Annotated in this window: 11 protein-coding genes; 7 read left to right on the top strand and 4 right to left on the bottom strand. The window is 66.3% G+C overall.

Annotated elements, in window-relative coordinates:
• On the top strand, positions 1-867 hold an 867-nt coding region (locus AC1P6P_RS14495), incomplete at its 5' end, for a molybdopterin cofactor-binding domain-containing protein (RefSeq protein ID WP_481403152.1).
• An 82-nt stretch (positions 868-949) separates the two neighbouring features.
• Here AC1P6P_RS14495 and AC1P6P_RS14490 read toward each other — a convergent pair.
• Together AC1P6P_RS14490 and AC1P6P_RS14485 are read right to left on the bottom strand one after the other, a co-directional pair.
• The gene (locus tag AC1P6P_RS14490; protein WP_481403151.1) at positions 950-2,056 is read right to left on the bottom strand and encodes a glycoside hydrolase family 88/105 protein; all 1,107 of its coding nucleotides are present in this window, start codon (positions 2,054-2,056) and stop codon (positions 950-952) included.
• Positions 2,057-2,095: 39 nt separating this feature from the next.
• Positions 2,096-2,962 carry a hypothetical protein gene (locus tag AC1P6P_RS14485; protein WP_481403150.1) on the bottom strand — a complete coding sequence of 289 codons (867 nt, stop codon included), beginning with the start codon at positions 2,960-2,962 and terminating at the stop codon, positions 2,096-2,098.
• 273 nt (positions 2,963-3,235) lie between these two features.
• Here AC1P6P_RS14485 and AC1P6P_RS14480 point away from each other — a divergent pair, with 273 nt between their 5' ends.
• Together AC1P6P_RS14480 and AC1P6P_RS14475 are read left to right on the top strand one after the other, a co-directional pair.
• Positions 3,236-4,123, top strand: coding sequence for a hypothetical protein (locus AC1P6P_RS14480; RefSeq protein ID WP_481403149.1), 888 nt, complete (start codon positions 3,236-3,238; stop codon positions 4,121-4,123).
• 4 nt (positions 4,124-4,127) lie between these two features.
• The gene (locus AC1P6P_RS14475) at positions 4,128-6,008 is read left to right on the top strand and encodes an apiosidase-like domain-containing protein (RefSeq protein ID WP_481403148.1); all 1,881 of its coding nucleotides are present in this window, start codon (positions 4,128-4,130) and stop codon (positions 6,006-6,008) included.
• Between the two features lie 40 nt (positions 6,009-6,048).
• Here the strand turns inward: AC1P6P_RS14475 and AC1P6P_RS14470 are convergent, their stop codons facing one another.
• Positions 6,049-6,918, bottom strand: a complete 870-nt coding sequence (locus AC1P6P_RS14470; RefSeq protein ID WP_481403147.1) for an aldo/keto reductase — start codon at positions 6,916-6,918, stop codon at positions 6,049-6,051.
• 183 nt (positions 6,919-7,101) lie between these two features.
• Here AC1P6P_RS14470 and AC1P6P_RS14465 point away from each other — a divergent pair, with 183 nt between their 5' ends.
• The 4 genes from AC1P6P_RS14465 to AC1P6P_RS14450 all read left to right on the top strand — a co-directional run bounded on the left by AC1P6P_RS14465 (position 7,102) and on the right by AC1P6P_RS14450 (position 11,132).
• Positions 7,102-8,220, top strand: a complete 1,119-nt coding sequence (locus AC1P6P_RS14465) for a glycosyl hydrolase (RefSeq protein WP_481403146.1) — start codon at positions 7,102-7,104, stop codon at positions 8,218-8,220.
• A 10-nt stretch (positions 8,221-8,230) separates the two neighbouring features.
• The gene (locus AC1P6P_RS14460) at positions 8,231-9,409 is read left to right on the top strand and encodes a glycoside hydrolase family 130 protein (protein ID WP_481403145.1); all 1,179 of its coding nucleotides are present in this window, start codon (positions 8,231-8,233) and stop codon (positions 9,407-9,409) included.
• An 83-nt stretch (positions 9,410-9,492) separates the two neighbouring features.
• Entirely contained in the window at positions 9,493-10,293 is an 801-nt protein-coding gene (locus AC1P6P_RS14455; RefSeq protein ID WP_481403144.1) for a hypothetical protein, read from the top strand.
• On the top strand, positions 10,293-11,132 hold the full coding sequence (locus tag AC1P6P_RS14450) for an aspartyl protease family protein (protein ID WP_481403143.1): 840 nt from the start codon (positions 10,293-10,295) through the stop codon (positions 11,130-11,132). Before AC1P6P_RS14455 ends, AC1P6P_RS14450 begins: the two co-directional genes overlap by 1 nt.
• Here AC1P6P_RS14450 and AC1P6P_RS14445 read toward each other — a convergent pair.
• Positions 11,129-11,392, bottom strand: a 264-nt coding sequence (locus AC1P6P_RS14445; RefSeq protein WP_481403142.1) for a hypothetical protein, incomplete at its 5' end; no start/stop codon positions are given. The genes AC1P6P_RS14450 and AC1P6P_RS14445 overlap by 4 nt on opposite strands.

The raw sequence follows: 11,392 nt of genomic DNA, 5'->3' as shown, positions 1-11,392 counted from the left end.
CGCCCCGGCGGCTGGCACAAGATCAATGCCGGCCTCGATCAGTCCGGCAAGATCGTCGCCTGGAAGCACGCCTTCGTCAGTTTCGGCAAAGATAAAAAGTTCGCGAGCTGCGCCGGGCTCGATCCCGCCTCCTATCCGGCGGGGCGCATCCCCAATCTGTCGTTCGGCACCTCGCTGATCCAGACCGGCATCCCGATGGGACCGTTGCGGGCGCCGGGCGAGAATGCGCTTGTCTGGGTGTTCCATTCGACGCTCGACGAACTCGCCCATGCTGCCGGCAAGGACCCGCTGGATTTCGCGCTCACCCTGCTCGGGCCGCCGGAAACGCGGCGCGTCAAGCCGGAGGAATTCTCCACCGCGCGGACGCTGGGCGTGCTGGCGAAAGTGCGCGAGATGTCGGGCTGGGGCCGCAAGCTGCCGGCGCGCACCGGCCTCGGCATCGCCTTTGCGTTCTGCCATTTGGGCTATGCCGCCGAAGCGGTGGAAGCCAGCGTTGCCCAGGACGGCACCATCACGATCCATAACGTGTGGGCGGCGATCGATGTCGGCCGCCAGATCGTCAATCCGATGGGCGCCGAAAACCAGGCGCAAGGCGGCATCCTCGACGGGCTGGCGCATGCGCTGAACCAGAAGATCACATTCGAAAACGGGCGCACGGTGGAAACCAATTTCGACGGCCACGCCCCGCTGATGATGCACCAAGTGCCGCCGGTGGAGGTCGCCTTCGTCACCAGCGACAACGATCCGACTGGGCTCGGCGAACCGGCGATGCCGGCGGTGATCCCGGCGCTCACCAACGCGATCTTCGCGGCGACGGGAAAGCGCGTGCGCTCGCTGCCGATCGATCCGAAGATGCTGGCGGGGTGAGCCCCCTTCCCGTGCTTCGCACGGACTTCCCCCACGGTCTGAGTGCGGGCGCAAAGATCGAAGCGCCCGCGGGGGCAGAAAGTTATTTCCGCATGTCGCTGACGGCCGAGGCGGCGAGCAGGAAGGCGCCGACGCCGAAGGGGGCAGTGTCTTCGCGGGTGACGGCATCGGGGGCGGCGCCGATCGGCTGGACCCAGCCGAGTTTGCCGTCAGGCGCCACCGCGCGGGCAAGTGCGCCCCAGCCCTTCTCCGCCGCGGCGCGATAATGCGGCTCGGGCAGCAGGCCGTGCGCGACGCCATACGCCAGCCCGAAGGTGAAGAAACCAGTGCCCGAGGTTTCCGGCGGCGTGTCCTCGCCGGGGCCGAGCAGCGACACCGGCCACGTCCCGTCAGGCTTCTGCAAGCTGACCAGCTTGGCGCTCATTTCGCGGAACAGCGCGACATAGCGCGGCCGCTCGGGTGCGTTTTCCGGCAGGAAAGAAAGAATGCGCGCCAGACCGGCATAAACCCAGCCGTTGCCGCGCGACCAGAAAATCTGTTCGCCATGCGGTCCCTTGCGGCCGATGAAGCGAGTGTCGCGATAGAACAGGTGATCGCCGCGGCTGTAGAGCTTGTCGACCGTCGCCCAATATTCCTTATCGGCATAGGCGGCGTATTTGGCATCGCCGGTGGCGCGCGACAGCTCGAACCAGCCCGGAGGCCCCATGAACAAGGCATCGGACCAACACCAGCGTGGCTGGCACGCCGCCTCCATGCCCGGCGCGGGCTCGGTGAAATCAAGACTGCCGCTCGGCGCCGCCGCCATGATGGCATCGAAGCGGGCGCGCACCGGCGCGATCATCTTGGGATCGCGGATGTGCTCATAGGTCCAGATCCAGGTCTGGGCGACGACGTAATCGTCGGCATGAAACGGGCGCGGACCAAGCTGCCAGTCTGCGGCGATTCCGATGGTGAGGACGGGCGGCGCGTATTTGCTGTCGTGCTCGGCCAAGGTGGTGAGGCCGATGTAGAACGCCCCCATCACCCAGCCGTTCAATTGGTAGGTTTCGGGGCGCTGGGCGGGAATCGGCTTGCCGATGTGGGCCAATTGCCAGCCGGCGACCTTGGCAGCGACCGCCAGCGGTTCCTCGGCCTGGGCGGAGAGCGTGAGCAAAACCAAGGAGGCCAGAAAACCCACAATCCGCAGCATGGCCGCCCCCGTGACTCGACAGGGGCGGACCCTATCACATCAGCGTGTCCTGGGAGCGCCCCGCGGCGTGCCGAAGCGCCAATCCCACGCCGGCAATCCGCCGCGCTGGCGATCGCGTCCGCCTTCCACCGCGGCATACCAGCCGACCGCCGCGCCGAGCAGCAATCCGGCCGCGATCATGAAGGCCTGCAACACCGCCGCGACGCGAGCACGATGCAGCTCCTGCGCCGAGGCGCCGATCACCCGTTCGACGCGCGCCGCGGCGCCATCGCTCGACAGGCCGGTGCGGTCGTAGACCATTTGCGCCAGATAATTGCGCTCATCGGAGCTGATGCCGGTGTGGCCATTGCTCTTGAGCAGGATGCGCGCCGCTTCCGCCCGCCGCGCCGCCAACACGTTCGCGTCCTGGACGTTGCGGGTGGAGCGGAACAGCTCGTCAAGTTCCGAGGCGATGATGTTCTCGCCGGCGGTGGAGGCGCCCGGACCCATGGTGCCGCCGGACGGCGCCATCAAGGGTGTCACCGCTGCCGCTCCTGCCAACCCCACCATCGCCGTAATCAGGATGGCAAGTCCCCAGGTCACGATCCCGTGAACGCCGTCGCGGAACTCGCTCTCGTGCACGGTCGGCGTGCGGAACGCGGGCCGCATACGCCCAGCGATATATCCGCCGAAACCGAAGGCGCACAGCGCCACCAGAATCAGGAACAGTCCGGACAGAATCCATAACCAGGCGCTCGAATCACGCCACGTCGGCGCGGTGGACACCACCGACAGGCCGATACCGGCGCCAAACGCCAACAGGGTAAACGATATCCCGGCCGCCGCGATGGCGCCTGCCACCACGCTCGACCACTGCACGAACGGCTGGGTGCCGTCCCCGACCGGCGGCGTTGCTGTAGCACTCATCAGCGCAGCCCGAAAAACGACAGGATGGCGACGATGACCACGACCAGACCGACCAGATAAATGATACCGTTCATCAGACAAATTCCCGCTTAGCGACTGCCCAGGGGAACGGTCCGGAAGCAGTATGGTTCCGCTGCCCGCGGCAGCGTGGTGTTTGGGTGCGGGCGCCGGCTCGGATATTGTGACGCCACAAAGTTCCGGCGGGAGTGGACCATGAAGCGTTTGGCGATTGTGGCAGCAGGCATTGCGTTGGCAGGGACGGCTATGGCTCAAATGAGCGGACCGCCCAGTTCGTTCACACCGCCGCCGCAACAGCAGCAAAACCAGCCCCAGCCCGATATCGGCAAACCGCTCGCCCCCGGCAAGAAGGCGATGAGCAAAGCCGACATCCTGCGCGATGCCAGGGCGCTCGCCCAGAGCGCGACGCCGACCTGCGAAGTCGCCGATGCGGCGCTGCTCGCCGACGGCCTGGCCGATATCAACGGCAAGAAAGTGCATGTGCGTACTTTCGAAACCGCGTGCGCCAGCGGCATCGGCTATTTCCTGGTCGATCAGGCGCCCGATCCGGTGGCGGGCTTCACCTGTTTCGCCGCCGACGCCACCCATACCGCCGACGTCGCCGCCGGCCGCGAGCCGCAACCGGCCTGCGCGCTGCCAGCCAACGCCGATGCCAAGCACGCAGCGGGGGCGGTGCTCAGCCGCCTCGGCCAGCAGTGCCAGGTGACCCAGATCCGGCTGATCGGACGCGATACCAAGATGAACACCGAACTGGCCGAAGTGGCCTGCAGCGGCGGCACCGGCTATGTCATCGCCAGCCCCCTGCCCGGCTCGACCGTGAGCGTTTCGGCGCAGAGCTGCCCCGATTCCTATCGCCGCGGCGTCGCCTGCAAACTGTCGAACAACGGCGCGCCGCTGGTCACGTTGGAGACCCTGAAACAGGCGCTGGTGCAGCACAAAATCGCCTGCACGGTGCAAGATGCGCGCTCGATCGGCCGCCAGAATGCCTCCAAGCGCCACGTCGTCGAGTTCAAGTGCCCGGAACAGCCCGGCGGTCTTGTCGCCTTCATTCCGCTCGAGGACGCCACCGCGCCGTTCGAGGTGATGAACTGCGCCGAAGCCGGCCACAAGGCGCAGGTCATCTGTACGCTGACGAAACAGTGACCGCATGAGGCGGGTCCTCGCCGTCGCCGGGCTCGTGCTGATCCTCGCCTTGGCGGGACCGGCCCATGCTTCGCTCAAGCGCGGCGAGGCCCACGTCTGGGAAACCCAGGAGATCGTCCTTCAGGCGACGAAGGATTACGCCAATCCCTATGCCGACGTGACGGTGTGGATCGAGCTCAAGGGTCCGGGCTTCGCCAAGCGCGTCTATGGTTTCTGGGACGGCGGGCGGATTTGGCGGGTGCGCTTCGTGGCGACGGCGCCGGGCGACTGGAGCTGGACGACCGCCTCCGACCATCCCGACGATGGCGGCCTCAACAACGGCAGCGGCGGCGTGAAAGCGGTGGCGTGGACGGCCGCCGAAGTCGCCGCCAATCCCAATCGCCACGGCTTCGTGCGGGTCGCCGGCCATGCGCTTCAGTATGCGGACGGAACCCCGTTCTTCATCGTCGGCGATACCTGGCTGGCGGCCTCCACTTGGCGACTGCCGATGGCGGGCGCCGCACCGCGGGCCGATTACGTGCCTGGGCCGGGCATCAGTTTCGAACAGGCGATCGGCTACCGCAAAGCCCAAGGCTTCAATTCGATCAGCGTCATCGCCGCCTTCCCCAATTGGGCCGCCGATGCCCATGGCGCCACATATACCGATGCCAAGGGCGTTGCACTGCGCAATGCCTGGGAGAAATTCGGCGTCTGGGCTCCGGGCGCCAAGATCACCACCGCCGACGGCGCCACCACCACGGCGAAGAACATGGAGGACGAAGCCGGCAACGTTCCCTTCGCGATGCTGCGCCCCGACGACGGGCTGTCGGATTTCGACCGCCTCAATCCGGCCTATTTCCGCAGTCTCGACCGCAAGATGCAATTCCTGTCGGATAACGGTTTCGCCCCGATGTTCGAACCGGTGCGGCGCGACAGCGGGCCGTCGTGGAAAGCCTATTTCGACTTCAACAAATCCTATGCCCGCTTCATCGGCTATCTGCAGGCGCGCTATGGCGCCTACAATCTCTTGTTCAGCGGCATTCATCTCGATTGGGTGACGCCGCAATACGGATTGTCGGGGCCGGAATACACCGCGGCGCTGAACGAATGGCTTGCAAGCCGCGGCCGCATGCCGTTCGGCCAGCCGGTGACGGCGCTGATCGACGGCTCCACCTATCGCGTCTTCGAAGGCACGCCCGACTGGCTCACCATGCACACCGTCGGCAACAAGCCGCGCGATCACGGCATCTATCCGCTGATGGAAGAGAGCTTCCGCCTGGCGCCGGCGATCCCGGTCGCCAACATGGAGCCGTATTATACCGGCTGGGACCACAGCATCAATTCACCGGGGCACGAAACGCCGGTGCCGGATTCCGACCGCGACGTCTATTTCGCCCGCGCCATGATGTACGGCTCGGTGCTGTCGGGCGGATTGGCCGGGCATGTCCACGGCACCGCCGCTTACGACGTGACGAGTACCGGCGAAGCGGCGGGCTGGCGGCCGTACATCTGGGACGCGCTGAAGTATCGCTCGGCCGGATACATGGTGCACTTGCGCGACTTCGTGCTGTCGGAAGGGGCGGGCTATCAAAGCTTGACCCTGGCCACCGACGCGCTTTCCCCGCGCGCCAGTCGCGACGCGGTCGCCGACGGCCTCGACGGCTGGGCGTATCTGATGCGCACGCCCGACAAGCGTTTCGCCCTCGCCTATTTCGAACGCAAAGCCGCGGCGGTGAAAATCACCGGCATGCTGGCGGGCAAGCGCTATCGCTGGCTGTGGTACGAGCCGGAGACGGGACGCTGGCTGAAGCCGATCACGGTGGTGGCCGACGCCCACGGCATGCTGCAGACCCCGCCGCTGCCGAGCCGCAACGATTGGGCGGCGAAGATTCTGGCGGGGAAATAGTGACAAGGCCTGGACGCCGCGGGGGAGGAAAGAGAGCGCGTTACGGCATGCGTTCGCCGCGGGCGGCTTCCACCACGTCGTACCAATCGCGGCGGCTGAGCGTCACGGTCAGCGCGGCGATACATTCGCGGGCGCGGGCGGCACTGGTGGTGCCGAGGATCGGCGTCACCGGCGCGGGATGAGTGAGGAGGAAGGCGATCGCGATCGTGGTCGGCGAGACGCCATGCTTTGCCGCCAGCTTGGCCAGCGCCGCGCGGACCGGCGCCAGCTCCGCCGGGCCACCTTCGCCGAGACCACCGCGCGTCAACGGCGACCACGCGGCGATGGCAATGTCCCTGGCCATGGCTTGATCGAGCGAGCCGTCGAACAACGGCGCGACATAGCCGGCCGAGAACTCGATCTGGTGGGCAACCAGCGGCGCCTTCAGGAAGCGCGTCAACGCCTCGACCTCTGCCACCGTGTGGTTCGAGACACCGACAGCGGCGATCTTGCCTTCGCGCACCAACCCGTCGAGCGCACCGGCGACCTCGGCGGGATGGGCCAAGAGATCGGGGCGGTGAATATAGAACAGGTCGACCCGCTCCAAGCCCATACGCTGCAGCGACGCCTCGCAGGCCGATTTCAGGTAGGCCGCCGACGAATTGTAGGGGGTGCCGAACTCGACACCCGCCTTGGTCGCGACCGACGCGCCCTGGAACAGCGACGGCGCCTTCGCCCGCACCGCGCCCATCAGCTTCTCGGCACCGCCGAAACCCGATGCCCCGCCATAGCAATCGGCCGTATCGAGATGGTCGATGCCGTTTTCGCGCATCAACGCAATCATCGCACATGCTTCATCGACCTGATCGGCCTGATAGCGCCAGAAGCCATACGCGAGTCGTTTCTTGCCGCGTTCGGAAAGGGCCAACATTATCTGCTCCCATGCGTTGTGCCTGCCGCGCGTCTTAGCGGGAAACGGCGCGACTTGCGGTCACGATCAGGCGATTTTTCCAAAAGAATCAAGGGTAAGCGCTGTAGTAAGCGTTGTCACCCTTGACTGGTATAGCTAGTATCCGCGACCCAAGAAACCAGCAAAATATCGCGGGGAACAATCGTGCGCACTCGTGTGGCCAACTGGCTCGCCGCGGCCGGGATCTGTGTCCTTGCCGGATCGTCTGTGACCGCCGCGAACGCCTCTCCGGCGTCCGACATCCAGGCGAAGAAATCCGCCATCCTCTCCTATGTCGCCCAGCTGCCGGCGCAGAAGAAGACGCTGGCTGGCGTGCAGGTCAACGAATACGAGGTCTATATCGAATGCACCTCGGCCGACCGCCTCGCCGAACAGACCGGCAAGCGCCCGGCGCTGCTTGGGCTCGAGCTGATGAACGCGATCAGCTACCCGCCCTATCCCGCCTATCTGATCGACCGGGCGGTGACGCAAACTGCGGCCGGCGGCCTCGTCACCATGGCGTGGCACGAACGCAATCCGGTGGAAGTGTGTCCGCGCGGCGAATATTACGAATGCGCCAAAAAGGCGATGACGCCCGAAACGCTGAAGGCGGTGCTGACGCCGGGCACCAAGGAAAACGCGCTGTGGCTGGCCGACGTGCGGGCGATGGCGAAGACCCTGCACAAGCTGCGCGACGCCGGCGTGGTGGTGCTGTTCCGGCCCTATCATGAGATGAACGGCGGCTGGTTCTGGTGGGGCAAGCAGGACGCACTGCCGGAGCTGTGGGACGCGCTCTATGACGAGTTGGTGGCGCGCGAAAAACTCGACAATTTGATCTGGGTGTGGTCGGTCGATCGCGACGCCCCCGATGCCGCGCGCTATTTCCCGCGCCGCCACAAGCCCGACATCGTCGGCACCGACATGTACGAAACCGACGCCAATACGCCGAAATTCGCGGCCGCGCGGGCGAACCTGACCCGTCTCGGCGGCAGTGCGACGTTTGCGGTCACCGAAACCGGTCAAGCGCCGGGCGCCCAGGTTCTGGACGACACCAATCCGGCCTATGTGCTCTTGTGGGGCGACCATCTCAACGTCAACTGGACCTGGAACGGCGATTGCCCGCAATGCAACAAGCCCGAACAGGTTAGCGCCTTCATGCGCCTGCCGCGCATCGTTACACTTGGCGACCTCCCGGCCGCGCTCAAAGCGACTGTGTCGCGCCATCTCACCCAACACCCAGCCCTTCACAACGCCAAGCCGGTGTGCCCGGCCAAGCTGCATTGAGGTTTGCATTATGTTCGAATCCCGCCCCTTCGCCGATCGCCTCGACGAACTCAACAAGGCGCACGCGGCGCTGATCGCCCGCCCCAATCATCCGGTCGAAAGTCACAACGGCGTCTATCGCCGCTGGGTCAATCCGATCCTGACGGCGGCGCACGCGCCGGTGTTCTGGCGCTACGATCTTGATCCCAAGACCAACCCCTTCCTGATGGAGCGGCTCGGCATCAACGCCGCGTTCAATTCCGGCGCCATCCTCAAGGACAGCAAATACCTGCTGGTGGTGCGGGTGGAAGGCAACGACCGCAAGAGCTTTTTCGCGGTCGCCGAAAGCCCCAACGGCGTCGACAATTTCACCTTCTGGGATTTCCCGGTGACGCTGCCGCAGACCGAGGAGCCCGACACCAACGTCTATGACATGCGCCTGACCGAGCATGCCGACGGCTGGATCTACGGACTGTTCTGCACCGAGCGCAAAGACCGGACGCAGCCCAACGATGAAAGCGCGGCGACGGCCCAGTGCGGCATCGTCAGGACCAAGGACCTCATCACCTGGGAGCGCCTGCCCGACCTCGTCACCCGCTCGGGCCAGCAGCGCAATGTCGTGCTGCATCCCGAATTCGTCGACGGCAAATACGCGCTCTACACCCGCCCGCAGGACGGTTTCATTTCAGTCGGTTCCGGCGGCGGCATCGGCTGGGGCCTGACCGAAACCATGAATCCGGCGGTGATCGAGAGCGAAGTCGTCATCGACAAGAAGCAGTACCACACCATCAAGGAAATCAAGAACGGCCAAGGTCCGGCGCCGATCAAGACGCCCGCGGGCTGGCTCAACCTTGCCCACGGCGTGCGCAATACCGCGGCAGGCCTTAGATATGTTCTGTACATGTTCATGACCGCGCTGGACGAGCCCTGGCGCCTCACTCATGCGCCGAGCGGCTACTTCATCGCCCCGGAAGGCGACGAGCGGGTCGGCGACGTCTCCAACGTGGCGTTTTCCAACGGCTGGATCGTTAACGCGGCGGGCGAGGTATTTATCTACTACGCCTCATCCGACACGCGCATGCATGTTGCGACGACGACCGTGGAACGGCTGGTCGATTACGTGGTGAACACCCCGGCCGATCCGTTGACCTCGGCCGGATGCGTCGCCCAGCGCAGCGAAATGATCGCCCGGAACCTTGCGCTGAAATAGGCAGAGCTACCTACGATCCGTACGACTACGCGTGACACCGCACCACCGCTCCGGCACGCGGCGCCAGGATTATTTTTGCGGCCATGGCAAGGCTCGCATGTCTCCTGGCGCTGTGGACCGCGGCTTCGGCGGCGGCCGGCGGCTATGAGGAATTCGGCGCCGGCATCGACGCCAACAATCGCGGCGCGGCGGCGGTGGCGGCGGGGCACTTCTCGCGCGCGCTTATGGCCGGCGATCTCGCCGAAAGCTATGTGCCGGCAGCCCTGCTCGGCCGCGCCCGCGCCCTATTCCGCCAGAACGATTGCGCCGGTGCCAAGCGCGACCTCGATGCAGCGCTGGCGCGGAAACCAGATTTCGCGGATGCCTATTCGCTGCGCGCCGAAGCCGATGCCTGCCTCGGCGACGATGCGGCGGCGCTTGACGATGCCGACGCGGCGGTGCGGCTCAAACCGGCGGCGGGGTATTTCTTCGTCCGCTCACGGCTGTATTGGAACCGCGGCGCCTTCCGCGCGGCGCACGACGATGCCGAAGCCGCTGCGGCGCGCGATTCCGGCAATCCCTATTTCCGGCTGTGGTCGGCGGTGACCGGGCTGGCGTTCGATCGCACCCCGCTGCCCGCCGAAGCGCCGCAAACCACCATCGGCGATTGGCCGGGACCGCTGCTCGCGTTGTTCGGCGGGCACACCACGCCGCAAGCCGTTTGGCAGGCCGCCGCAAACGATCCGGGGCGCGCCTGTGAAGCCGATTTCTATGTCGGGACCTGGCATCAGGCGCACGGCGAACGCACCGCGGCACGCACGCTTTATGCCCGCGCCGTGGACCGCTGCCCCAAGGATTTCGTCGCCTTCGACGCGGCGCGACGGGCTTTGCAGAGGCTCGACTGATGCGCCTTGCTGCTGCCCTCGCGTTCCTCTTGTTCGCCGTCGCGGCCGCAGCCGAGCCGTGCGCCCCGGTGGCGCGCTACACACTTGAGCCCGATTGGTATGGGGGACCAACGGTTTCGATTGCCCTCGGCGGCCGGCACCTGGCGCTGCTGGTCGATACCGGCGGCGTGCGTTCGATGCTGACCGGCTCGACGGTTGCCGATCTGAAGCTGGCGCCGCAGCCGATCCGCGATGCCCGCGTGACGCTGTATGGCGGGCTTGAGATCACGGAATGGGTTCGCATCGACGGCCCCGGCCTGCCCGACGCCTTCTATGTCATGCCCGATGCGCGCGTGCCCTATGCCCTTTCCGGTACGCTGGCGCCCGATTTTCTCGCCCGCTACGACGTCGGCTTCGATTTCGCCCGCGCCCGCATGACCTTGTTTGCGCCCGGCGCCTGCCCGGCCGAAGCGACGCAGCCGCTGCTGCCCGATGCCTCGCACCATCTGGTCGTGATGGTGAACCTTGACGGGCGGCCGATCCCCGCGATGCTGGATACGGGCGCCTCGCGCTCCGACTTCAGCCTGCAGACGGCGCGGCAACTGTTCGGTGCGGACTTGCGTGAAGAGCCGGCGCGGCGGGCCGATTGCGAGCGCGGCCTCGCCACCCATCCCTTCCGTACCCTGACCATCGGCGGGGTGGCGATCGAAAATCCCGACATCGTGCTGGTGCCCGATGCCGTCGGCGGACGCCCGCCCGGCTCGCCACGCCTCGTGCTCGGCATGGGGGTGCTGAGACGGCTGAACCTGACCGTGTTCTACAGCCGCGGCCGGCTGGCGGTGACGCGCGCGGTGCCCTAACGCCGGAGACCGCCGAGCCAGTAGATCAGACGCGCGGCGCCCCCGAGCGCCAGAGCGAAGAAGGCACCGGCGCCCGCCAGCATCAGCGCCTTCGCGCCCGCAGGCGGCACGTCGAGCGGCGGCGGCGCGAGCTGCATCGAAATCGCCAGCGCGGCGACGAACGGCACCGCCGCCAGCAGCGCCAGCAGCAGGAACGAGCCGGCAAACTCGCCATAGTGGAAAACGCGGTAGAACAGGAACTGGCCGACGACTTTGAAGGA

This window comes from Rhizomicrobium sp. (assembly GCF_056722145.1).
Note: the sequence above shows the minus strand (reverse complement) of the source record. Positions and strands in the feature narration are given on the sequence as shown.